17 protein-coding genes are annotated in these 23,159 nt (G+C 74.4%); 6 read left to right on the forward strand and 11 right to left on the reverse strand.

Features of this window, described 5'->3' with window-relative positions; all coding sequences use genetic code 11:
* Positions 1–63: 63 nt before the first annotated feature.
* From ACSNOK_RS13890 to ACSNOK_RS13920, 7 genes are all read right to left on the reverse strand, one after another.
* Complete coding sequence (locus tag ACSNOK_RS13890) at positions 64–1,008, reverse strand: DMT family transporter (RefSeq protein WP_436780943.1); 945 nt, start codon at positions 1,006–1,008, stop codon at positions 64–66.
* Positions 1,008–2,540: an acyl-CoA dehydrogenase family protein gene (locus ACSNOK_RS13895; protein ID WP_436780944.1), complete on the reverse strand. Its 1,533-nt coding sequence runs from the start codon at positions 2,538–2,540 to the stop codon at positions 1,008–1,010. Before ACSNOK_RS13895 ends, ACSNOK_RS13890 begins: the two co-directional genes overlap by 1 nt.
* 42 nt (positions 2,541–2,582) lie before the next feature.
* Entirely contained in the window at positions 2,583–2,957 is a 375-nt protein-coding gene (locus tag ACSNOK_RS13900; protein ID WP_436780945.1) for an acyl-CoA thioesterase, read from the reverse strand.
* Between the two features lie 473 nt (positions 2,958–3,430).
* Positions 3,431–3,679: a hypothetical protein gene (locus tag ACSNOK_RS13905; RefSeq protein WP_436780946.1), complete on the reverse strand. Its 249-nt coding sequence runs from the start codon at positions 3,677–3,679 to the stop codon at positions 3,431–3,433.
* Positions 3,680–3,800: 121 nt separating this feature from the next.
* The gene (locus tag ACSNOK_RS13910; protein ID WP_436780947.1) at positions 3,801–4,658 is read right to left on the reverse strand and encodes an alpha/beta fold hydrolase; all 858 of its coding nucleotides are present in this window, start codon (positions 4,656–4,658) and stop codon (positions 3,801–3,803) included.
* Positions 4,659–4,722: 64 nt separating this feature from the next.
* Positions 4,723–6,081, reverse strand: coding sequence for an FAD-dependent oxidoreductase (locus ACSNOK_RS13915; protein WP_436780948.1), 1,359 nt, complete (start codon positions 6,079–6,081; stop codon positions 4,723–4,725).
* 125 nt (positions 6,082–6,206) lie between these two features.
* The gene (locus tag ACSNOK_RS13920; RefSeq protein WP_436780949.1) at positions 6,207–6,824 is read right to left on the reverse strand and encodes a TetR/AcrR family transcriptional regulator; all 618 of its coding nucleotides are present in this window, start codon (positions 6,822–6,824) and stop codon (positions 6,207–6,209) included.
* Between the two features lie 330 nt (positions 6,825–7,154).
* Here ACSNOK_RS13920 and ACSNOK_RS13925 point away from each other — a divergent pair, with 330 nt between their 5' ends.
* Positions 7,155–7,580 (forward strand): DUF6083 domain-containing protein, encoded by a 426-nt coding sequence (locus tag ACSNOK_RS13925; RefSeq protein WP_436780950.1) that lies wholly within the window; start codon positions 7,155–7,157, stop codon positions 7,578–7,580.
* 14 nt (positions 7,581–7,594) lie between these two features.
* Here the strand turns inward: ACSNOK_RS13925 and ACSNOK_RS13930 are convergent, their stop codons facing one another.
* Positions 7,595–13,405 carry an HAD-IC family P-type ATPase gene (locus ACSNOK_RS13930; protein ID WP_436780951.1) on the reverse strand — a complete coding sequence of 1,937 codons (5,811 nt, stop codon included), beginning with the start codon at positions 13,403–13,405 and terminating at the stop codon, positions 7,595–7,597.
* 70 nt (positions 13,406–13,475) lie between these two features.
* Between ACSNOK_RS13930 and ACSNOK_RS13935 the strand changes: the two genes are divergently transcribed.
* On the forward strand, positions 13,476–13,958 hold the full coding sequence (locus ACSNOK_RS13935; protein WP_436780952.1) for a hypothetical protein: 483 nt from the start codon (positions 13,476–13,478) through the stop codon (positions 13,956–13,958).
* 80 nt (positions 13,959–14,038) lie between these two features.
* Positions 14,039–14,227, forward strand: coding sequence for a hypothetical protein (locus ACSNOK_RS13940; protein ID WP_436780953.1), 189 nt, complete (start codon positions 14,039–14,041; stop codon positions 14,225–14,227).
* Between the two features lie 19 nt (positions 14,228–14,246).
* Here ACSNOK_RS13940 and ACSNOK_RS13945 read toward each other — a convergent pair whose 3' ends face one another.
* The 3 genes from ACSNOK_RS13945 to pabB form a co-directional block, all read right to left on the reverse strand.
* Positions 14,247–14,969 carry a TVP38/TMEM64 family protein gene (locus tag ACSNOK_RS13945; protein WP_436780954.1) on the reverse strand — a complete coding sequence of 241 codons (723 nt, stop codon included), beginning with the start codon at positions 14,967–14,969 and terminating at the stop codon, positions 14,247–14,249.
* Positions 14,970–15,082: 113 nt separating this feature from the next.
* Complete coding sequence (locus ACSNOK_RS13950) at positions 15,083–16,282, reverse strand: 4-hydroxybenzoate 3-monooxygenase (RefSeq protein ID WP_436780955.1); 1,200 nt, start codon at positions 16,280–16,282, stop codon at positions 15,083–15,085.
* A gap of 91 nt (positions 16,283–16,373) precedes the next feature.
* Positions 16,374–18,530 (reverse strand): aminodeoxychorismate synthase component I, encoded by a 2,157-nt coding sequence (gene pabB, locus ACSNOK_RS13955; RefSeq protein WP_436780956.1) that lies wholly within the window; start codon positions 18,528–18,530, stop codon positions 16,374–16,376.
* A 678-nt stretch (positions 18,531–19,208) separates the two neighbouring features.
* On the opposite strand from pabB, the gene ACSNOK_RS13960 reads away from it, so the two are divergent.
* From ACSNOK_RS13960 to ACSNOK_RS13970, 3 genes are read left to right on the forward strand one after another with little or no spacing between them, the layout of a single operon-like run.
* A complete protein-coding gene (locus ACSNOK_RS13960; RefSeq protein ID WP_436780957.1) occupies positions 19,209–20,270 on the forward strand; it encodes an LLM class flavin-dependent oxidoreductase in 1,062 nt (353 codons plus the stop codon).
* The gene (locus tag ACSNOK_RS13965; RefSeq protein WP_436780958.1) at positions 20,267–21,040 is read left to right on the forward strand and encodes a methyltransferase domain-containing protein; all 774 of its coding nucleotides are present in this window, start codon (positions 20,267–20,269) and stop codon (positions 21,038–21,040) included. The genes ACSNOK_RS13960 and ACSNOK_RS13965 overlap by 4 nt, the downstream gene beginning before the upstream one ends.
* Entirely contained in the window at positions 21,037–22,503 is a 1,467-nt protein-coding gene (locus tag ACSNOK_RS13970; RefSeq protein ID WP_436780959.1) for an MFS transporter, read from the forward strand. The genes ACSNOK_RS13965 and ACSNOK_RS13970 overlap by 4 nt, the downstream gene beginning before the upstream one ends.
* Positions 22,504–23,159: the final 656 nt, after the last annotated feature.

Consider the following 23,159-nt stretch of genomic DNA (forward strand, 5'->3'; position numbering starts at 1 on the left):
GCCGGCGACGGAGCACCACGCACCGTCGCCGGCCCCCGGTCCCGCCGAAAGCGGGTACCCCGCTCAGAAGCGGTCTGCCGCCGGTACCGATCGATCGGTCCGGGCCTCGGAAGCCTCTTCGGCGCCGGACGGTCTGCTGCTGCGGTTGAAGGCGATGATCGAGACCACGATGACCGCGAATCCGATGATTTCCGATACGGTCGGGCGCTGGCCCAGTACCGGCCAGGCGATCAGGCCCGCCGCGATCGGCACCCCGTAGAAGTACGACGCCACGCGGTCCGCGCTCTCCGAACGCATCAGGATGAACAGCAAGCTGAGCGCACCGATCGACACCCCCAACGACATCCACAGCTCCGAGAGCAGAAACTTCGGAGTCCACTGGATATCGCCGTTCTCGAAGATCAGTGCGCCGATGAGCATCACGACGGCCGACGATCCGGACTGCACACATCCATTGATCAACGGATGCGCGCCGGGGTTCTTGACCTTGTAGTAGAACTGCCCGGTGGACAGGCCCAGCAGACCGAGGAAGCCGAAGGCGACATTGGTCGGGGTGAGCCCGGATGACGACTCCAGACCCCGGTACACCGTGATGGCGACCCCGAGCACCCCGCCGATCAGCGAAAGCACCGACAGCAGCCGGACCTTTCTTGAGGTCACGACCGAGACCATCAGCCACACCAGAATGGGTTGCAGCGCGATGATCAGCGCGGAGACCGCGGGCGTCATTCCCCGGTAGAGCGCGTAGAACACCCCTACGGAGAAGACCCCTTGCAGGAGAATGCCGCTGAGTATGAGGTGGAGGTAACCCGAGCGCGGCCACTCGATCCGCAAGCACATGATCAGGACGAACAGCACCACCGCGGTCGCACCGAATCGGATGGCCAGGTAATACAGCGGTTCCGCGTAGGGCAGGCCGTACCGGCCGCCCACGAAGCCCGACCCGTAGATGGTGACGAACGCCAGGGCGATCAGCGAGACCTTGAGACTCTTGCCGGTGCCGGCCACTAGCGCACGCCGACCTTCGAGTCGACCGTGGCCGTGTGGGTAAGCGGCCGCGCCGCCTCCGGCTCCGCCTCGGTCCCGGCGATTCGGCCGGCCAGCTCGTACTCGTTGACCAAGGAGAAGATCTCGTTCTTCAGCACCGCGATCGCCTTGGGATAGTCGGTCTCCTCCACGGCCAGCCGCGTACTGGGCGCGGCCCCTCTGGCCGCCTTCCGCAGCATGCTGATCCCGTACATCCTGGAGAGAATGCGCCCCAGGATCACCGTCCTGTCCTGGGACGGCGCATCGGCGAGATAGCTGAGGTTGACATCGGTGAGGAGGAAGAACGCGTCTTCCAGGTATCCGAACCGGCCGGTGAACTCCAGCGGCGACCGGAGTCCGGACTGCCGGAACCGGCGCAGGAACAAGGTCGCCAGATGCTGGCAGAGCAGGTCGTTGGTGCCGTCGAAAATGGTGTAGACGCGCGCGTCGAGCAGGGCGTACGCGGCGATGTTGTCCGGCGCGTCCGTCCGGTAGCCTTCCCCGCCGCACAACTGCTGGTAGTCGATGGCCGAATCCAGCATCAGTTCCGAAGCCAGCACCTTGGTGGCCAGCGAGGCGAACATGCTGTTCTCAAGGTCGGTGAAGTAGTCCTCGTCCAGCATCAGATGCCGGTAGAGGGCGTTGCACACGACGTAGTTCTGCTTGATACGGCCGACCTTGTACCGGACGTAGTCGATGTCGTGCAGGATGCCGTCACCGATCTTCCTGGTGGTGACGTGGCGCAGCGCTTCCGTGCTCAACCGGCGCAGGAATCCGCTGGCCATGGCGGCCTTGCTGAACCGGGAAGCGCACAGGATCTCGGCGGCGTCGCCCAGGTTCTCCCTGGTCTTGGCCAGCCGGTAATGGCGCGGTACGCGCAGGTCCAGGGTGTTCAGGCCGTATCCGAGGTTCTTCAGCCCCAGGCTGTCGTAGACCTCGGTGGTCTCGAATCCGCCGTCGGACCGCTTGTGGGCGAAGTAGGCGAACTCCTTGCGCTCAGGGTGCTTGGCACAGATGATCCACCAGTCCGCCTGTTCACTGAAGGCCTGCCAGTGCTTGGTGCCGGTGATCCGGTAACCGTCGCCGTCCTCGTGATAAGTGGTGCGCATCCGCGCCAGGTTGGAGCCGCTGCTCGGTTCGGTGAAGGCGAGGCCGCCGATGACGGGGTTGCGGAGGAAGTCCTCGAAGACCTCCTTCTTCAGCGCGTCGTCACCACCGGCCGCCACATTGCGGAGGAAGAGCACGGTAACGATCATCGTGTACATGCCCATGGGCAGGTTGCGCTCGGACATGATCTCGATGATTTCGCACATCTCTCGATGGCTTTCCCGGCCGCCGTACTCGCGTGGGATGGCGGGAAGGTATATGCCCAACTCCACCAGCTTGCGCAGGTTTTCTCTGGACAGCGGCTCCTGGGGGAGCCGGGCGCTGTCGAACTCGTCGATGTTGCGCCGGAAGTTGTCCAGAAACTCGGACGAATCGAGATCGACCAACAGGTTGTGCGATACACTCATTTGGGCAGAATCCAATCTCGGCTGAACATGTCGGGTCTGGTGCTACAGGGCGCTCAGTTCGGCTCGCAGATGGTCCGGGATCCGGGCGGTGGCCTCCCTCTCGTAGTCGAAATGGACCATCACACAGGTGCCGTGGGCGACTTCGGCACCACCCTGCGTGGCGACCTGCTCGATGGTGATCGACGTATTGCCGACCTTCGCCACCTTGGTCTCGATGACGACGTCATCGGACGCGAAGATCTGCCGGGTGAAGTCGATCTCGTACCGGCGCAGGATGAGGGCGAGGTCCCGCATGTTCGGTTCCTTGCTGAACAGCCGGAAAATCGGCAACCGGCCGTGCTCGAACCAGACCGGCACCGCGGAGTTCGTGACGTGGCCGAGCACATCGACTTCGGAGAAGCGTGGCGAAATCGTCACCTTCACGTTCTGTTTCCCCCAGTCGTTCACTTGTTCGGGTGATCGACAGTGTCTCACCCTCCCCCGTCGTCCGGTGTGACCTGTGACACGAACATCGTGTTAACGAAAGCGACTTGAGCCGCTTCGCGCGAGCAGCCCGATGTCGGGGGATGGGGGCGTGGAAGGCGTGGCCCCGCAGTGGTCGCACGACGAGGGGTGCTGGATATGTGACCAGCACGCAGAATCGCGGGCCGAGGCTGGGAAGGCGCCTGAGGCTCTGTCACGTCGGCCGACCGGTCCGGATGCGCGGTGGGAGTGGCCGTCGCTGAACTCCCTTACGCACGGGCGTGGGTGTGGTCGCCCGGCCGGTCGGGGTGCGGCGACGGCTGCGGCCTCCGTCCGTGCCGTCGCGGAGGGAGGAGGGCGCTCTGGGGCGCCGTCCGTCGCCGGGGTCGCGGGCGGCGCCCCGGAAGGCGCCGCCCGCCCGGCGCGCGTCAGAGGAGGCAGAGGAGACCGAGCACGTTGAGGAGGCAGTGGGGGCGGCCGGAGGTCACCGGGCCGGAGCCCGGCCGGCCGGATTCCGTGTGACCGGGCCCGGTGTGGGCGGAAGCGGTGTGGCCTCCGGCCGGCCGGGCGTGCGTGTGCAGTTCCTTGAGGCCGGGAATGCCGGCGGCGCGGACCGGTGTGGCGAGCAGGGCGACGGTCGCGGCGACTCCCAGGAGTGCGGCGACGAAACGGCGCATAACAGCCCTCTCTGGTAGGGCGGTTGGGGACATGCCGAAGGTGCCCGTTCCGCTGCGGGGCATGCCCGCCGTCACCCGAACGAGGTCGGAGTGGACACATTCCCGACGGCCGTGCCGGGGTTCAGCCGCCGTGCCGGGGAACGGGGTGCGCTCCGTGCTCCACCAGGAAGCCGGTGAGGACCTCCGCGAGCCGCTCGGGCTGGTCCTCGGGGATCAGGGTGGACGAGTCCGCGATCTCGACCAGCCGGCCCCGGGGGTAGAGCTCCGCGAGCCGCGGGCCGTGCTCGCGCGGCATCAGCCGGTCCTCGGTGGCCCAGACGACCAGAACCGGGCGGTCGAACGCGCGGAGCCGTTCGCTCCAGCGGAGCAGGGTGCGGCGGTCGGGCGCCGAGGTGGCGAACTTGGCGAAGTCCCGGCGGACGGCCTTGCTCCGGCTCGCGGGCCCGAACCACTCGGCGATCAGCTCGGGCGGAAGGCCGTGTTTGCTCATCCCGCCGTAGCCCTTGGGGTGGTCGCGGAACGCGGGGACGCGCATGAGGCCGGTCAGCAGGCGGACGCCCCCGGGTACCCGGCAGACCGCGGACAGTGGCTTGGCCGCCCCCGGCGGGAAGTTGTCGAACGCCTCGCACGCCACCAGCACCAGACGCGCCAGGCGCCCGGCCCGGCCTTCCGAGATCAGGAACTGGCCGCCGCCCCAGTCGTTGAGCACCAGCGTCACGTCGTCCAGACCGAGCCGCTCGATGAACTCGCCCAGCAGCAGGGCGACACCGGTGTGCGACAAATCGGCGTCCGGGCGCATCGGTCTGCGGTGGCCGCCGAGGGGCAGCGTCGGCAGGACACAGCGGTAACCGTCAAGCAGCGGCACCACCTTGCGCCACTGCTGGCCGTTCATCGGCAGCCCGTGCGCGAACACGAGCACCGGCCCGTCGCCCCCGGTGTCCTCGTAGTCGATCGTTCCGGACGAGAGCTCGATCTCCAATGTCCCACCCCCACACGGCGATTGACCGGTGCCAGTCAAGCACAACCCGGCGACGGGACGGCGCTCAGCCGCCGGTGCCCGCGCGTGCCGCGACCAGCAGGCCCTCCCAGTCCGGGATCTTCACCGGACCCCGGCCCAGGTCCCGGCCGAGCGCGGTCTCCGCCGCCTCGATGCCCAGCCAGCCGGGCCACTCCACCGGCTCGGCCCCCGCCGCCCGCAGCGCCGGTCGCGGATCGCCGACGGGGCCGCGGGCCGCGAGCAGCGCCGGGGCGTCGGCGAGCAGGGAGGCCACCGTCTCCTTGGCGCACGGCCGGTTGGTGCCGATCACCCCGGTGGGGCCGCGCTTGATCCAGCCGGCCACGTACTCTCCGGGCGACGGGGCGCCGTCCCGCAGCACACGGCCCGCCCGGTGCGGCACGGTCCCGTTCTCCGCGTCGAACGGCAGCCCTCCGATGGGCACCCCGCGGTACCCCACCGACCGCAGCACCAACTGCGCCTCGACGTCCTCGAACTCGCCCGTCCCGGCCACGCCTCCCGCGCCGTCGGGGGCGGTCCGCTCGAAGCGCACCGCCCGTACGGCGTCGTCCCCGAGCAGGGCGACGGGCCGCAGGAAGAAACGCAGGTGGATGCGGCGGCCGTCGCCGGGGACCGGCCGCTCCGACCACTCCCGGAGCACCTCCACATTGCGGCGGGCCGCCGCCGGCAGCCCGGACGGGTCGTCCCACGCCGGGTCCAGCGCCGCCTCGTCGGCCCGGACCAGGGTCCGCACCCCGGCCAGTCCGCCGAGCTCGCGCAGCTCCTTGGTGGTGAACTTGGCCTGCGCCGGCCCGCGCCGCCCCACCATGTGCACGTCCGTCACCCGGCTCGCGGCCAGCGCCGCCAGCGCGGCGTGCGGCACGTCGGTCGTCCGGAACTCCTCCGCGCCCCGCGCCAGCACCCGGGCCACGTCGACGGCGACGTTCCCGACCCCGATGACCACGGCGGAGCGGGCGGGCAGGGAGAAGCCGTCCGGCGGGGCGTCCGGATGGGCGCTGTACCAGGAGACGAACTCGGTGGCCGACCAGCTGCCCGGCAGGTCCTCCCCGGGGATCCCCAGCCGGCGGGCGGACGCGGCGCCCACGCAGTAGACCACCGCGTGGTACAGCTCCCGCAGCCGCCGGGGCGGGATCTCGCCCGGTCCCTCGCCCGCCCGGACATGGCCCAGGAACGAGATCCGCGGATGCTCCAGGGCCGAACGGAGGGTTCCCTGGAGCGACTTGATCTTCTCGTGGTCCGGGGCGACGCCGTACCGCACCAGCCCGTACGGGCAGGGCAGCCGGTCCAGCACGTCGACCGCCACATCGGGCACGCTCTCCTGCTGCACCAGGGCCTGGGCGGTGAAGACCCCGCTCGGCCCGGAACCGACGACTGCGACGCGAAGCACGGAGGTGCCTCCTTCCGGCGGCTGCCTCCAGCATCGCACCGCCGCCCGCGCCCGGCAGCCGTTCCGGGGCCCGTCACACTCCGGCCCGCTTCCCGCCTCCTCCCCGAACGGGCTCTACCCGCCCCTCACACCCCCGGTGGAGGCGGCTCGGCACCGGGCGGGCGGCCCAGGCCCCAGTCCAGCCCGTACCGCTGGAACAGCTCCGACCTCAGCCGCTCCGGAGGCATCGGCGCCCCTGGGAGCAGGATGGCCACCACCGCGCCCATCATCAGGGCCCGCAGCAGCCGGTAGTCGGTCTCCGGGTCGGCGGACCCGTACCGCTCGACGGTGTCCCTGAGCAGGCCCGCGAGCCGCTGCTGCTCCGGGCACTGGATGAAGCCCTCGCACTGGAGGATGCCCGCCATGTGGGTGCGCATCAGCCGCGGCCGGTCCCGGGCGAGACCCAGGATCGCGTCGATGGCGCGCGCCAGCCGTTCCCGCCCGTCGGGGCTCACCGGCTCGCGCTCCAGTGCCGCCGCGAGCTCCATGTGCATCAACCGGTGCACCGCCGACTGCAGCAACTGCCGTTTGCCGGGGAAGTAATACGAGACGAGCCCCCGCGCGGCACCGGCCCGGCAGGCGATGTCCGCGAGGGTCGTCGCCTCGTAACCGTGCTCGTCTATCAGTTCGACGGTTGCCTGGAGGAGCCGCTCGCGGGACCTGCGGCGCAACTCCTCATTGACCGACGCACTGCGGGGGGACATGCTGTAACTCCTGCGTTGACTGGCTCCGAGCCAATATACTCAGGAGGATACCGGTCGGTCGGCCCGCTGAGCGGGGAGAACCCGGTATGACCGCTGGTTCGGGCGACGCGGGGGATCGCCCGAATCAGCGGCTTTCGCCTGCCCGGGCACGAACGCGGGCACAGACGGCCTCGCGGGCAAGAGCGCGGCGTCGGCCGCGCCGCCCGCCACCGGCGGGCCGCACGGCGGCCCACGAGCCGTCTCCCGCCCCAGCCCGCGCCATTGGCCGCCCGGCGCGACGGCCGGCCGAGCCCCTGGTGAAGCGGCGGCTCCGGCGGCACGCTCCGTTCCATGGCGGGACATGAGGGAGGACGGGCGGGCGCGCCCGACGTCCGGCCCGAGGACTTCGGCGCGTGGGGCGACCACTTCGGCGCCGAAGAAGACGGGGACGGGTTGTCCGCCCGGCGGCCGGAGACGCCGGACTGTCCGGACTGCGGCCGGACGGCCGAGCTCCGCCCCACGGACACCGGGCACTGGATCCTGCTCCAGCCCGGGCGGTACCCCGTCGCCGAGGTGCCGGAGGGGCGGCGGTGGTACGACGCGGAGGACGGGCGGTCCGTCGTCCGCGGGCCCGGCGCGACGGCGCGGTCGGCGGACGAGTGCCGGATCGCCCACCGGCCGGTCTGTGCCGCGCGCGCGTTCTCGCCGCGCTGGTGGCCGCTGCGCGCCGCCCTGTGGCTCCACAACCGGGACGTGGCGGGGCTGCCCTACGAGTGAGTGGCGGGGCCGCTCTACGAGCCGTCCGCCGCCCCGCCCGGGCCCCGGGCGGAGGACGGCCCGGGCCCCGCACCGGCCCCGGCGTCCGCCCCGGGCCGCGCCGGCCCCGGCGCAGCCGAGGCGGCGACCGGCCCGTCCGGGGATGCCGGCCGCCCCGACCGCACCGCCGGCGCACGGACGGGGCGCCGCGCGGAGCCGTCCGGCGCCGAAGCGCCCTCCGCCGGCGTGGAGCCGTCCGGCACCGGAGTGCCGGTCCCGCGGAGGCCGCCGGTGAGCAGCCTTGGCGCCAGGGCGGCGCCGAGGGTCGCGGCGGACGAGGTGGCGAGGACGGTGCCCCAGGCCACCGGCCCCAGCGGCGCGCAGCCGAAGAAGTGGCTGACGCCCGGGGTCTGCACCACGGCGACGAGCGCCAGCGCGGACACGCCCGCGGTGGTCAGGACGAGAGGGCTGCGCCAGTCCGTCGTCAGGGTCTGGCCGAGCTGTGTCAGGACGAGCGCGGCGAGCCCCATGGTGCTCGCGCGCGCGGCCCGTCCGGTGACGCGCCCGCACTGCCAGGCCGCGGCGGCGCCGAGCGCGGTGGCCGTGCCCCGGACGGCCAGGGCCCGGCCCAGCTCGCGGCCCAGCGGGGCGGGCACCGGGCCCGCGGCCAGGTCGTCGTCGTCCGCCGCGCCGGTCCGGGCGACCGCGATGGCCAGCGCGGGCAGCATGTCCGTCAGCAGGTTGACCAGGAGGAACTGCCGGGTGCCCAGGGGCGCCCGGCCCGAGACGGCGGTGCCGAGCACGGTGAACGCGACCTCGCCCGCGTTGCCTCCGACCAGCACCGCCACCGCGTCCCGCACGCTGCGCCAGAGCGCCCGTCCCTCCAGCAGGGCGGCCACGATGAGACGGGGGTCGGGCTCGGCGAGGACGAGGTCCGCGGCGGCCCGGGCGGACGTGGAGCCGTGTGCGGACAGACCGATGCCCACGTCCGCGAGCCGGATGGCGGCCGCGTCGTTGATCCCGTCCCCGGTCATGGCGACCACGCGGCCGGCGGACCGGAGGGCGTCCACGATGCCGGCCTTCTGTTCGGGGGAGACCCGGGCGAACACGGTGGCGCCGGCGACCCGGGCCGTGCGCTCGGGCTCGGCGAGGGTGTCGAGCGCGGGGCCGGTGACGACCTCCCCCGCGTCGATGCCGAGTTCGCGGGCGACGGCGGCGGCCGTGGCCGGATGGTCCCCGGTGATCATGACGACGCGGGTGCCCGCCTCCGTGAGCCGCCGGACGGCCTCCGCGGCGCCGGGGCGCGGGGTGTCGGCGAGCGCCAGGAAGCCGAGCAGCGTCAGGTCGTGGACCATGTCCGGGAGTTCGGGCTCGGCGGCGCCGTCCCCGCCGTCACCGGTGGCCGAGGGCCGTCTCCCCTCGTGCCCCGAGGCACCGGCGAACGGCTGTTCGCCACCCGTGGCGAGGCCGTACCGGGCCCCACCGCTTGGCGCGGCACCGCTCCCGTCGTCCGGAGCGACGGCACCGGACCGGCCTTGGCCGGCCGGCGAGGTGTGGGCGTACCGGCTGTCGCCGCCCGGGGTTGGGCTGCCGTAGCGGATCCCGCCGTCCCGAGCGGTGCTGCCGGACGGGCCTCCGTCGTGTGGCGAGGTGTGGGCGTACCGGCTCTTGCCGTCCGGGATCGGGCTGCCGTATCGGGTCTCGTCCGCCGGGGCGGTGTGGGCGTGCCGGCTTCCGTCGCCCGGCGGGCCGTCGCCGTATCGGGTCCCGTCGTCCCGAGCGGTGCCGCCGGACCGGCCTCCGTCGTGTGGCGAGGTGTGGGCGTACCGGCTCTGGCCGTCCGGGGTCGGGCCGCCGTATTGGGTCTCGTCCGCCGGGGCGGTGTATTCGGAACGGTCTTTGCCGCCCGGCGCGGGGGCATCGCGTGTGCCGTCGTCCGGGGCGGTGTGGGCGTGCCGGCTTCCGTCGCCCGGCGGGCCGTCGCCGTAGCGGGTCCCGTCGTCCCGAGCGGTGCCGCCGGACCGGCCTTCGTCGTCCGGCGAGGTGTCGGTGCACCGGCTCCCGCCGTCCGGGATCGGGCTGCTGTATCGGGTCTCGTTCGCTGGAGCGGTGCATCCGGGACGGTTCTTGCCGCCCGGCTTGGCGGCATCGGGCGGGCCGTCGTCCGGACCGGTGTCGGCGTGCCGGCTTCCGTCGCCCGGCGGGCCGTCGCCGTAGCGGATCCCGCCGTCCCGAGCGGTGCCGTCGGACCGGCCTCCGTCCCCCGACGTGCCGCCGGTCCCGCCGCCTCCCCGGGCCGGCAGCGTTCCGGCCGGTCGTGCCTCGGCGACCGCCAGGACCCGCAGCCCGTCCCGGGCGAGTGCTTGCACCAGTTCCTGGGCGGCCCGCAGTCGCTCCGCGTCCAGGGGTGCCGTGGTGCCGTCGCCGGTCGTTAGTGCGGTGCAGCGGTCGAGGACCGTCTCGGGGGCGCCCTTGACGGCGAGGACGGGCGTACCCGCGTCGGTGCCCAGGGAAGCGGAGTAGCCGCGGCCGGTTTCGAAGGGGAGTTCGGCGGTGAGCCGCCAGGCGTGGTCGGGGGCGCCGTGTACGGCGGCGGCGTCCAGGACGGCGCGGTCGGTGGCGTGCGGGGCCGGCCGCCCGGGTACGGCCGGAGGGCAGGCGCGGGCCGCGGCCCGCAGCACCCGCCGCCCCGCCGGGCTGTCGAGGGACGGCGCTTCCCGGCCGGGGACGGCCACCCGGGTGACGGACAGCCGCCCCCGGGTGAGGGTGCCGGTCTTGTCGAAGCAGACCGTGTCCACGCGGCCCAGCGCCTCCAGGGCCCGCGCGGAGCGGGTCAGGACGCCGTGCCGGGACAGCCGCCGCGCGGCGGCCGACTGGGCGACGGTCGCGACGAGCGGCAGCCCCTCCGGGACGGCGGCCACCGCGATGGCGACCCCCGAGGCGACCGCTTCCCGCAGGGGCAGGCCGCGGACCAGCCCGAGGAGCGTCACCGCGCCGCCGCCCAGGCCGACGGCGGGCAGCGCGGTCCGGGTGAGGGCGGCCAGCCGGGCCTCGATGCCGGGCGCGGCGGTGGCCTCGCCGACGAGGTCGGCGGCGCGGCCCGCCTCCGTCCGCGCGCCGGTGGCCACCACGACGGCGTACCCGGTGCCGGCCAGTACCGTGCACCCCTGGTAGACCATGCAGGACCGGTCGGCGAGGTCGGCTCCGGGCGTGGCCCGGGGGTCCTTGGGGACGGGCGCGGACTCGCCGGTCAGCGGGGACTCGTCGAGTTCGAGCCGGTCGGCGGACAGCAGCCGGGCGTCCGCGGGGACCACATCGGAGGACGCCAGCGCGACGACGTCCCCGGCGCGCAGGTCCTCGGCCGGGACGGTCTCCACGGGCGCCGCCGCGAGGGAGGCGAAGAGGCCCTCCGGGGCGGCGTCGGACGGGTCCGGCGGGGCCCACCGCAGCCGGCGAGCGGTGGGGCGTTCGGCCAGCAGCAGCCCGCGCAGCGCCCGTTCGGCACGCAGCCGCTGTACGCCGCTGATCAGGGCGTTGCCGGTCATCACCCCGCCGACGAGCGCGGAGTCGACGGTGGAGCCGACGGCGACGGAGGCGGCGGCGCCGAGGGTGAGGACGGGCGTCAGCGGGTCGCGGAGCTCCTCCCGGACGGCGCCCAGGAGCCGTACGGACCCCCGCGCCGCGGGCCCGGCCACCGGCAGCCGGGCGACGGCCGCGAGCGGTGCGGGACGCCGGGCGGGAGGGGGCGGTGGCGCACCCGCGGATGTCCGCAGCAGGTACAGCGTCTCTCGGGCCCCGAGCGCGTGCCAGGTCCCCCGGACGCGGCCGGGCGGCAGCGGCCGGGCGGCCACCCGGCGGGCGGCCAGCACCCCGCCCGCCATGGCCACCGCGGCGGCGCCGTGCACCGGCGAGGTGGCGAGGCCCGCCCGCCCGCGCCGGGCCCCGCCCGTGGCGATCAGCGCCCCGAGCAGGGACCCGCCCAGGGACAGCCGGGCGGAGGCGGCGCTGACCTCGCGAGCCGGTTCCAGGGCCGCGAGGACCCGCCAGACCAGCGCCGTGCCCGGTCCGCAGACCAGGTCGGCGGTCCAGCACGGCCGGCCCGGGGCGCCGGGCCCCGGCGGCACGGTGACGGCCACGTCGGCGGCGCCCAGGGCGGCGTCCCCGGCCGTTCCGACGAGCAGCACCACCTCACCGTCGCGCTGGAGCCGCCGCACCTCCTCGCACAGGGAGACCCCGGCGGGCACCGTGCGGTGGGCGCGCGGCAGCAACTCGGCGGCGCTGACGTGCTCGGTGAGGAGCACGCGCCGGGTGGGGCCGCGGGCGACGGCGAGGAGCGCGTCGGCCAGCGGATCCAGCTCGCAGCCGACCAGGAGCCGGCCCGCCCGCGCCCCGTCCGGACCCCACAGGTCCAGAGGCAGGCCCCCGGCGGCGTCCGGACCTCCCGAGGGGGCGTCGCGGGCCCGCTCCAGGCGCCAGCCGTCCGCCGTCCAGGGGCCGGGCCCGCACAGGTCGCCGAGGGCGAACCGGGCGAGGACGCGGTGGGCGGCGCTCCACAGGGCCGCCTCGTCGAGGTCCCCGGTGGCGGCGGCCGACAGCAGCCGGGGCCGTGGGGCGCACAGCACCGGCGCGTCGAACAGGACCGTCGTGACCCGGTCCAGCCGACGCAGCGCGTTGGGGTCCAGAGGCAGTACACCGGCGTGCGCCAGGTCGCGGCCCAGCCGGGCGGCGAACGCCTCGCGGCCCGCCTCGGCGGCCTTGGGCGCGGTGGCCACGACGGTCCGGGCCGCCTGTTCCGGATCACGGGTCCAGGCGAGCAGCCCGCCCGCGCCGAGCAGGGCGGTCAGCGCGGTGCGCCGGCCGCAGGACTCGACCGGACCGTCCGGCAGCGGCACCGGCCGGGCGGCCCGCTCGGGGGCCCGCCGTGGCAGATCCGAGCCCCTGCCCACCAGTTCGGGCTCCCGCAGCGCCCAGACGTCCAGACGGGCGCGGATCTCGGCGAGCTGCCAGACCCGGTGCACGAGGTCCAGGGCCAGCGGACCGGCTCCGCGCGTCAGCGCGTGCGCCAGCGCGTTGGAGGCCGCGAGCAGGACGTCCGCGTGCTCGCCGCCGAGCCGGTCCTCCAGCGCGCGGCGGATCCGCGGCTGGGTCTCGGCCAGGACGACGGGCAGCCGCAGGGCGGGCGGCAGGGCCGGCAGCGGGGCGAGCCGGCGGGCGGTCGCGCACACCAGGCCGACGCAGTCGGCCGCCAGCGCCACCTTCGCCAGCGTCGCCGGGACCGTGTCGAACGGCGGGCGGGGGCCCTCCGCGTCGAACGCCCCGGCGCCGGGCTGCTCCGCGTGCTCGGTCTCCAGCCGTTCCACCAGCTCCAGAAGGTCCGTCAGGTCGACGCGGTCCTCGTCGGCGTCGATCACCACATGTCCGAGGACGGCGTTGACCTCGGCCCAGTTCACCCCCTCCAGGCGGTGCAGGGCCGTGCGCAGGGCGGTCGCGAGCCGGTCGTGCCGTTCCCCGCGGCCGAGGCCCCGGACCTCCAGGTGCGTCCGGCCTCCGCTCGTCCAGACCCGGCGGCGGGTACGGTCCCGGCCGCCCTCCGCGAGGGCACCGGCGGCCTCGGCGAGGCCGGCCGCCACCGTGGTCGTCAGCGAGGAGAGCGCCTCGCCGGCCGTCCGCCGCCCCCAGCGGTACGCGCCCGCCGCGGTGTCCCACGCCAGGGCCGGGCCCTGGCGCAGTGCCGTGCCGACGAGGGCGGGCACCAGCGCGCTCCACGACCCCACCGGCACCTCCCGCTCGTCGGACCGCACGCCGTGATGCCGCGCCCGCCGGCCGGAGGGGCGAGAGGCGCGCACACCGAAAATGAACATAATGAGAAAAGTGCATGAATGCCGGTATTTCCGGCGGGGCATTGGAGGGACAGCCGTGAGCCACCACACCAAGCACGCCCACAAGCACTCCACCCGACAGCGGCACACCGCCGACCACCGGGAGACCGACCGGCGCGAAACCGACCACCTCGAAGCCCACCGCCGGGAGGCGCCGCACGACGAGCGGGCGGACCACGGCCCCGAGAACACCGAGCGCCCCGAGGACGCGGCGGCGCGCCGACCCGCCACCGGCGTCGTCCACCGGGAGGCCGGCGGGCGGACGGTCACCGTCACCATCCCCGTCGACACCATCGCCGGAGTCGCCGCGGAGGCGGTGAAGCTGCCGGTCACGGCGGCGCAGCGGATCCTCCCGGCCAAGGGCGGGCTGCCCCTCTACCTCGGCGTGGGCGCCCTCGGTGTGGCGGGTGTCCTCGACTGGCCGGTCGCCGCGGGCATCGGCATCGGCTACGCCGTCCTCCGCAAGGGCGGCGACCTCAGGCCGCCGTCACGCCACCGTGAGGCGCCGGGACGGGCGTGACCGGCCGGGCGGCCGCATGCGCTGCCGGGGCCCGGGTACTCGGAGTGTTCCACGCAGAGCGCCGCGGAAGGGGCAGCAGCATGAGCGACACCACACCGTCCCAGGCCGAGGGGGAACGGGACGACGACCTTCCGGAGCGGTCGCATCCGAACACCCCGCGGACCACGCCGTCCCAGGCGGAGGGCGAACGCGAGGAGGACGACGACAAGGAAGACAAGGAAGACAAGGAAGACAAGGAAGACAAGGAAGGGGAGCCGCCCGGCCGCTGAGGGAAGGGCCGCCGGACGGTCAGGAAGGCCGCTGCCGGCCCGCCGCGAAGGCGCGGCCCCGGCGCCGCCAGGCCACCAGCACCGCCGCGACGCCGGTCACCGCGATGAACGCCACGGCGGCGAGGAACGCGGGGGACCCGGGCGACGCGGCATGGCTGCCGGCGATCACGTACGCGGTGGTGCTCGGCGCGCTGCCCAGCGCCGTGGCCAGCAGGAACGGCGCCCAGCCGACGCGCGACACCGCCGCACAGTAGTTCGCGGCGGCGAAGGGCACCCCCGGGAAGAGACGTACCGCCAGCATCGAGCGGAAGCCGTGCCGGCTCAGCTGCCGGTCCGCCGCCCGCAGCCAGCGGGCGCGCAGCAGCGGGCGCAGCGCGCGCTGTCCCAGCAGCCGCGCGAGACCGAACGACGCCGCGGAGCCCAGCACCGTGCCCAGGAGCGCGGCCACCGCGCCGGCCTGCGTCCCGAAGAGGGTGCCGGCGGCGACGCTCAGGACCGGCCGCGGTACGAACGCCGCCGTGCACAGCCCGTACGCGCCCGCGAACAGGACGAACGACAGGCCGTACGGCACCCCGGCCGGGAGGCCCGCGTCCAGCAGCCGTTCGGGGTGGCAGGCCAGGACGGTGACCGCGGCGCCGACGACGATCAGCACCAGCAGGGCCAGCCGGGACCAGGGGGAGGCGAGGGCACGCGCGAGGCGCCGCTCGGCGGGGCCGGGGGCGGGCGCGGCGGTTTCGTGCACCGGAGGAGCGTAACCGACACGGCGGCACGCGCGGTGTGATCGGCGGATGAAGTGAGGGGCGCGTCGGAGCGCGGCGGCGCCTCGATTGCCCGCCTCCTCCCCGTCTTGGGAGGTCAGGCGCCGGTGGCGGCCGCCCCTTCCCGGGCGAGACCCGTGTATTGCTCGGCGAAGTCGGTCGCGGCGGCCCGGGACTCGACCAGATGCCGCAGCCGGGCCCGCCGGAGTCGCGCCTCCATCGCGTCCTCCCCGGGATGCGGATGGAACAGCCGGGTCAGCCACGCCGAGAAGTCCTGCGCCTGCCAGACGTGCCGCAGACAGGTCCGGGAGTACCCGTCCAGCGGCTCCCGGTCGCCCCGGCCGTACCAGGCGGCCAGCGCCCGGGCGAGCACGACGGCGTCCGCCATGGCGAGGTTGAGGCCCTTGGCGGCGGTCGGCGGGACGATGTGGGCGGCGTCGCCGGCCAGGAACAGCCGCCCGTACTGCAGGGGTTCCACGACGAAGCTCCGCATGGACGTGATGCCGTGCCGGCTCAGCGGCCCCTCGTGGAGGGGCTCGCCGGCGGGGCACAGCCGGGTGCGCAGCTCGGCCCGGATCCGGTCGTCCGGCCACCGGCCCAGGTCCTCGTCGGGCGCCACCTGGAGGTACAGCCGGCTGACCGTCGGCGAGCGCATGCTGTGCAGGGCGAAACCGCGCTCGTGGACGGCGTAGATCAGCTCCTCGCCGGCCGGCGGCGCGGCGGCCAGGACGCCCAGCCACGCGAAGGGGTACGTCCGCTCGTGGCGGACCAGCCGCCCGGCGGGGACGGAGCGCCGGGTCACGCCGTGGAAACCGTCGCAGCCGGCGACGAAGTCGGCGCGGACGACGGTGGGTTCGCCGTCCAGGGTGCAGCGCAGGGTGGCGGAGTCCCCGGCCGGGTCGCCCAGCGCGATGTCGTCCACACCGAAGTGCGGGAGCTCGCCCGCCTCCGCGCGGGCGCGGATGAGGTCCTTCACCACCTCCTGCTGGCCGTACATCGTCACCGTCCGGCCGCACAGCTCCGCGGTCGACAGACGGTGCCGCTCCCCGTCGAAGCGGAGCTCGAACCCCTCGTGGACCTGGCCCTCGCGGTCCATGCGCCGCCCCACGCCGCTGCCGCGCAGCAGGTCCGCGGTGCCCTGCTCCAGCAGCCCGGCCCGGACCCGGCCCTCGACGTACCGGCGGTCGCGCCGCTCCAGGACCGTCGAGCGCACCCCCTCCAGGTCCAGCAGATGGGCCAGGACGAGGCCGGCCGGCCCCGCGCCGACGATCGCGACCTGGGTGCGTACCGTGCGCATCGTGTCTCCTGCCGTGTGCGGGGACGGGTGGGGGTTTCGCGCGGACGGGCGTGGGACGGGCTTCCTCGTCTACGGCCGTGGACCGGGGCCGTCAGCCGGTGGGCGCCGGCCGGCGGCCCGGGAACTCCGCGCCCAGCAGCCGCAGCAGCGGGGTGGCCTTGACGGCGGTCTCCTCGAACTCCTCGGCCGGGTCCGACAACGCCACGATCGCCCCGCCGACGCCGTAGGACACCCGGCCGGGAGCCGCGACGACGGTGCGGATGACGATGCTGAGGTCGGCGGCGCCGGACAGGGACAGATAGCCGATCGCACCCGAGTAGACGCCGCGCGGCCCGGCCTCCAGCTCGTCGATGAGGCGCATGGTGCGGATCTTCGGGGCCCCGGTCATGGAGCCGCCGGGGAACGCCGCCCGTACGCAGTCCACCGCCGAGCGGCCGGGGCGCAGCCGGGCCCGGACGGTGGAGACCAGCTGGTGCACGGTGGCGTAGGTCTCGACGGCGAACAGCTCGGGGACGTGGACCGAGCCGATCTCGGCGCACCGGCCGAGGTCGTTGCGGACCAGGTCGACGATCATCAGGTTCTCCGCCCGGTCCTTCTCGCTGGTGCGCAGGTCCTCGCGGAGCAGCGCGTCCTCGGCGGGGGTGGCGCCGCGCGGCCGGGTGCCCTTGATGGGCTTGGACTCCGTCAGGCCGTCCGCGGACACCCGCAGGAACCGTTCCGGGGAGGTGCTGAGCACGGAGAGGGAGTCCAGGAGCAGCAGCGCGGCGAACGGCGCGGGGCTGGTGCGGCGCAGGAACCGGTAGGCGTCCCAGGGGTCGAGGGGGCCGTCGGCGTGCACCATGTTGGTCAGACACACCTCGTAGGTCTCGCCGCGGCCGATCGCCTCCTGGCAGGCGTCGATGGCGGCGAGGTACCCGTCCCGGCCGTGCCGGAGCCGCGGCGCGGAGAGGCGCTGCGGCGCGGGGGCCGGTCCCGGGCGGTGGTCGGCGAGGCGGGCCAGCTCGGCGCGGGTGTGGTCCAGCCAGGCGCGGGCCGGCCCGTGGCCGCCCGGGGCGGCGAGTGCGAGCAGATGGGTGGTCGCGGTCAGGTGGTCGAAGACCACGGCACGGTCCGCGTAGATCATGACCGCGTCCGGCTCGGGGGAGCGGTGGACGCGCTCGCCGCCGCACTCGGCCTTCAGCTCGTACCCCAGGTAGCCGACCCAGCCCAGGGCGAACTCGAACGGCAGCTCGGGCACGTCCACCCGGCGCGCGGCCAGGTCGCGGTCGAGCCAGTCGAAGAACGGACCGCCGACGATCTCCACCCCGTTGGCGGAGGTCACCGTGACCGTGCCGTGCCAGACGTCGGCGGTGACCACGCGGGCCAGCGGCCCCTCGGCGTCGCCCATGACGGAGAACCGGCCGAGGGCGGCGTCGGCGGCGCTGCTGTCCAGCCAGAACGCGTGCCGGGAGGAGCGGAAGAGGCGGTCGAAGACCACCTCGGCGGGGGCGCCGGTCGGTATTCGCTCGGCCAGCACGCGCCAGTGGCGTCCGCCACCGGCTGTCGGTGTGACGTCCGGTGACGGAGCATCGCCTGAGCGGAGGGTGCCGCCTGATGGCGGCGGGATGTCCGGTGCCGTGCCGGACCGCCGGGGGGACGGGGCCGCCGGGCGCGGCCGGCCCGTGCGCCGGTGCCAGTCCTCCGTCAGGTCGCGGAAGTTGCGCAGCAGCCGGTGGCCGTGTTCGGTGCAGACCGACTCCGGGTGGAACTGCACGCCCCACGACGGCCGCTGTCGGTGGCGTACGCCCATGAGGACCCCGTCCGGCGTCCGGGCGAGCGCCTCCAGATCCGCGGGGAGGCCGTCGACGGCCAACGAGTGGTAGCGGACGGCGTCGAAGGGGGAGGGGAGCCCGGCGAACAGCCCGGTCCCGGTGTGCAGGACGGGCGACACCCGGCCGTGGCGGACTTCCGGGGCCCGGCGGACGGCGGCTCCCGCCAGATGACAGATTCCCTGGTGTCCCAGGCAGACGCCGAGGAGGGGCAGTCCGCCGTGTTCGACGAGCTCCCGGCAGATGCCGAAGTCGGCGGGGTGCTCCGGGGTTCCCGGGCCCGGCGAGATCACCACGTTGTCGAAATTCCGCAGTTCCCCGTCCGACGGGCAGGGATCGTCATTGCGGAGCACCACCGGCTCGGTGCCGTTCACTTCGGCCAGGTAGTGGAAGAGGTTGTAGGTGAACGAGTCGTAGTTGTCGACCAGTAGCGTACGCACTGTTGTTTCCCCCGTATTTCCGGAGAGCCGCGGCGGGGCGACTTCCGGTGAAAGTGCGACGCGGCACCCGTGCCGCCCGCTCCGCGGATTCCTCGGGATTCCCGGATTCGTGTCGGCCGAGTTTTCCGCGCATTCCGTGGAGCTTGTGGGTGCCGCGGTATCCGAGGTGTTCGAGGTATTCCCGTGGCGTCCGTGGTGTGCGGTGTCCGCGCGAAAGCGGATTCACGGCGGTCGGTGGTCGCGCGGGCGAGAGTGTGCAGGTTCAGCGCTCCGTGGCACGCGGCGCGAACGGGCCGGGGCGGCGCGGCCGGCCGCCGGCCCGGGCCGCGGCCCGGACATCCCTCATGGCAGTCCCCCCGTGGGCCGCTGTTCGGGCGGCTCCGCACCACACGCCCTGGGATCCTCAGCAGCCTGTCAAATGACAGGATGTGCGGGCCATTGACCCCATGTCAAGTGTTTTCCGAATCCCTTGTCCGGAATTCCTTTCGAAAGGCGCTGATCGGTTTCGTCGCGACGCGGAGCGGCGGCGACGAAGCACGGTGTCCGGGTAAGGCGTACGCGGTCGAACGGGGTTGACTCGGCGGTGAGGATCCTGCTCTGCTGAAGGCGGCCGGCTCGCGCGGGGCCGGTTATTGTGGCACTTTCTGATGCCACATCAGACGAACGGGGGCGTCGCCGATGGAGGTCGGCATCAATTTCTTCCCGGATGTACACCACCACGACAAGGCGGCGGACCGGTATTTCGCCGAGTGCCTGGAGCTGGTGGGGCTGGCGGACGGGCTGGGTTACCACCACATACGCACCGTGGAGCACTACTTCCACCGGTACGGGGGCTACTCGCCGAATCCGATCGTGTTCCTCGCGGCCGCCGCGGCCCGCAGCCGTAACCTGAGGCTGATCACCGGCGCGGTGCTGCCGGCGTTCAACCACCCACTGAAACTGGCCGGGGAGATCGGGATGCTGGACGCCATCTCCGGAGGACGGCTGGAGGTGGGCTTCGCCCGGGCGTTCCTCCCGCACGAGTTCCGGCGGTTCGGGGTGGACATGGACACCAGCAGGGCCCGGTTCGACGAGGGCGTGGACGCGGTCCGGCGGCTGCTGACCGAGGAGGAGGTGGCCCTCGACGGCCGCTTCCACTCCTTCCCGCCCACCACCTCCCTCCCCAGGCCCACACAGCGGCCACACCCGCCGCTCTGGATCGCCGCGCTCTCCAGCGAACAGAGCTTCCGGCGGGCCGGCGAACTCGGCTGCGGCATCATGGCCAACCCGCTGGCCGCCGACACCCTGCGGCAGTTCCTCGACGTCTACCGCAAGGCGTGGCAGGCCGCCGGGCACCCGGGACGCGGCCGGGTGATGCTCGCCTTCCACATGCACTGCGCCCCCGACCGCCGGACCGCCGAGGAACGGGCCGAGGAACCGGTCAACGCCTACCTGCGCAGCCTCACGGCCGCCGCATCGGACTGGACCGGTGGGGCGTCGAGCGCCGACTACCCCGGCTACCGGCAGATGATCGAGAAGCTGGCCGCCGACGACTTCCGCTCGGTCCGCGCCCGTTCGGCGGCCCTGGTGGGCACGCCGGACGACATCGTGGACGAGCTGCGGGAGTTCCACGACCGCTGCGGCGGCTTCGAGGTGGCCAGCCTCCAGGTGAACTTCTCCACCCTGGACCCCGTCCTGGCCACGGAATCGGTGGCGCTGTTCGGCGAGCGGGCGCTGCCCCGGCTCCGGGCGGTGCGATGACCGAGCGCCCGGCCCCCGACACGTCCCCGGCTCTCGACGTGTCCGCGGCCCCCGCCTCCCCGGTCACGGACTACCGCGGCTCGCTGCGGCGCAGCCGCGAGAGCCGGGGACGCCGTGACCGGCCGGCGGAGTTCCCGCTCGCCGGCCGCGACTGGACGCTGCTCGACGAGGTCTTCCCGCCGGTGTACTCGCCGTCCACCGAAACCTTCCTCGGCTTGCTGGACTTCCCGCGCGGCAGCACGCTGTTGGAGATCGGCTGCGGCGCCGGCGTGATCGCCGTCAGCGCCGCCCTCGCCGGGTGCGCGTACGTCGTCGCGACGGACGTCAACCCGCACGCCGTCCGCAACACCGCGCTCAACGCGGCCCGGCACGGTGTCGCGGGCCGGGTGCGGTGCCGGGAGAGCGACATGTTCGCCGGCCTCGCCCCGGACGAGACGTTCGACCTGGTCTTCTGGCACTCGAACTTCGTCCTCGCGCCCGAGAGGCTGACCCGGCTGAGCCTCCACGACATGGCCTATGTCGACCCCGGATACCGGGCGCACCGGGCGTTCCTGCGGGAGGCACCGGACCGCGTCCGCCCCGGGGGCGACGCGCTCCTGGGCTTCGGCAGCAGGGGCGACGCGGCGTCGCTGCGGCGGCTGGCCGACGAGGCCGGCGTCGTTCTGACGACCGTGGCCGCGCGGGCGGTCCGGGAACGCGACGGCGTGGTGGAGTACCGGCTGCTGCGACTGAGCCGGGGCGCCCCGGCGGCGGGGGGAACGACCGGGTGAGCGGACCGGCGCGGGAGCCGCACGGGGGCGGTGGCGCGGTGCTCGCGGTGTGCGTGCTGCTGGTGGGGGAGTTCCTGGCCATCTTCGACGTCTCCGTGGTCAACGTGCTGCTGCCCGTGGTCCAGCGGGAGCTGGACGCGGGCGACGCGCAGACGTACCTCGTCGTCGCCTGCTACGGAATGGCGTACGCCGGCCTGCTGGTGACGGGTGGCCGGCTGGGCGACCGGTACGGGATCCGCCCGGTCTTCCTCACCGGAACCGCCGTGTTCGGCCTCGCCTCCGTCGGCTGCGGGCTGGCCCCCTCGATCGAGGTGCTGGTGGCGGCGCGGACGGTCCAGGGCATCGGGGCGGCGCTGCTGTTCCCCCAGGTCCTGGCCGGCATCCAGACGGTCCTGCCGCCCGCCCGCCGGGGCGCGGCGGTCGGGGCGTTCGGCGCGGTCCTGGGCGCGGGCTCGACGCTCGGCCAGCTCGGGGGCGGGGTGCTGACCCGGCTGGACCTCGCCGGCAGCGGCTGGCGGTCGGCGTTCCTGGTGAACATTCCGGTCTGCGCGGCCGTGCTGGCGGCGGGCCGCGCGCTGCCGCGCGGCGGCCGGCCGCGGGCCGGCGCGGGACGGCCGGACCTGCCCGGGGCCGCGCTGCTCGCCGTCACCGTGGCCGCGGCGGTGCTGCCGTGGTCGCTGCCCGGGAACGGGCCGGGCCGCGTGGCCCTCGCCCTGGCGGTCATGGTCGCCGCGGGCACCGGCTTCGTCCGGTGGGAGCGCCGCCTCACCCGCGCCGGCGGCGCTCCGCTGCTGCATCCGGCGCTGTTCCGGCGGTGGACCTTCGGCGTGGGGCTGGTGCTGTGCCTGGCGTTCTTCGGTACGCAGGTGCCGTTCTACGTGGTGCTGTCCCAGACGGCCCAGGAGGGCGCCGGGCTGAGCCCGTTGGGGTCGGCCGGGCTCTACGCGGGGCTGGGCACGGCGTTCCTCGTGGCCTCGGTCGCCGCCGGTCGGGCGGACCCCCGCCGGGCGGTCCCGCTCACCACCTGCGGGCCGGCACTGATGGCCGTCGGCTACCTCGGACTGGCCACCCTCCCGGCCGGCCGGCTCCACCCGGCCGACGTGCCGGCCACGGTGTTCCTGGTCCTCAACGGGCTGGGCGCGGGCGCGGTGGCTCCGACCCTGATCCGCTTCGTCCTCGCCGGCGTCGACACCCGCCTGTCCGGCGTCGCCTCCGGACTCCTGGCCACCGCCCAGCAGATCGCCAACTCCGTCGGCGTGATGGTGGCCGGCGCGATCTTCCACGCCACCCGCGGCCCCGACGTCCTCTCCGGCTTCCACGGCGCGCTCCTGTACTTCACGGCACTGGCCGCCGTCACCGTGGGCCTGGCGGTGGTGGTGGCGCGGGGGCAGGAGGGGGAACGGGCGCGACACGAGGGGGCCGAGGCCGCGGAAGCGGTGGGGAGGGCGGGACCGGGACGGTGACGGCGGCGGGGCTCGCGTCACACGCACCGGGGGCACCACCGGGGCGTCGGCACGCGGGAGCCGGCCCCATGTCCGGACCCTTCCGGGGCCGGCGGGGGCCGGGAAACGCCGTCGTCAGGCGGTGTGGACAAACGGCCTGACGATGCGACGACCGGCGGCCGAGTGCCGCGCGCCCGCGCCGTGCCGTCGTCCCGTGAAAACCATTCGACGCCTCCGACGGCGTGAGCGAGCATCAGAAGCATGCTCCGGTCCGTCCCCAGCGCACGGAAGTCCGCACCCGCGGGCGCGCTCGGGGCTGCCCACCCTGGCGACCCCGTTCGCACGCCCATGCCCTCCGGCATGCCCGTGCCTCCCGGTGTCCCCGTCGGAACTCCGGTCACGACGCGACGCTGACCCTTCCCGGATCGTCCCCGGCGGCCCCGTACGGGGAGGGTCGGCGAGGCCGCGGGGCCCACGACGATCCAGTCCGGCGCAGCACCGGAGAACCGGAGTCCGCAGCATGTCCCAGCACGCGTTCACCCGTACCGCCAAGCCGCACTTCAACATCGGCGCCATCGGCCACCACGGCCATGGCAAGACCACCCTCGCCTCGGCCATCGTCAAGGTGCTCGCCGCCCGGACGACGGCCGTGCCCGTCCCCGTACCCGCCCCGGCAC

Source organism: Streptomyces sp. URMC 126 (assembly GCF_051386555.1).
Taxonomy (GTDB): Bacteria; Actinomycetota; Actinomycetes; order Streptomycetales; family Streptomycetaceae; genus Streptomyces.

Bases quoted from the DNA above. Each gene is read 5' to 3' on its own strand.
- ACSNOK_RS13950 (WP_436780955.1), bottom strand. From the start codon at position 16,282: ATGCGCACGGTACGCACCCAGGTCGCGATCGTCGGCGCGGGGCCGGCC.
- ACSNOK_RS13905 (WP_436780946.1), bottom strand. From the start codon at position 3,679: ATGCGCCGTTTCGTCGCCGCACTCCTGGGAGTCGCCGCGACCGTCGCC.
- ACSNOK_RS13965 (WP_436780958.1), top strand. From the start codon at position 20,267: ATGACCGAGCGCCCGGCCCCCGACACGTCCCCGGCTCTCGACGTGTCC.
- ACSNOK_RS13960 (WP_436780957.1), top strand. From the start codon at position 19,209: ATGGAGGTCGGCATCAATTTCTTCCCGGATGTACACCACCACGACAAG.
- ACSNOK_RS13920 (WP_436780949.1), bottom strand. From the start codon at position 6,824: ATGTCCCCCCGCAGTGCGTCGGTCAATGAGGAGTTGCGCCGCAGGTCC.
- ACSNOK_RS13895 (WP_436780944.1), bottom strand. From the start codon at position 2,540: ATGAGTGTATCGCACAACCTGTTGGTCGATCTCGATTCGTCCGAGTTT.
- ACSNOK_RS13940 (WP_436780953.1), top strand. From the start codon at position 14,039: ATGAGCGACACCACACCGTCCCAGGCCGAGGGGGAACGGGACGACGAC.
- ACSNOK_RS13925 (WP_436780950.1), top strand. From the start codon at position 7,155: ATGGCGGGACATGAGGGAGGACGGGCGGGCGCGCCCGACGTCCGGCCC.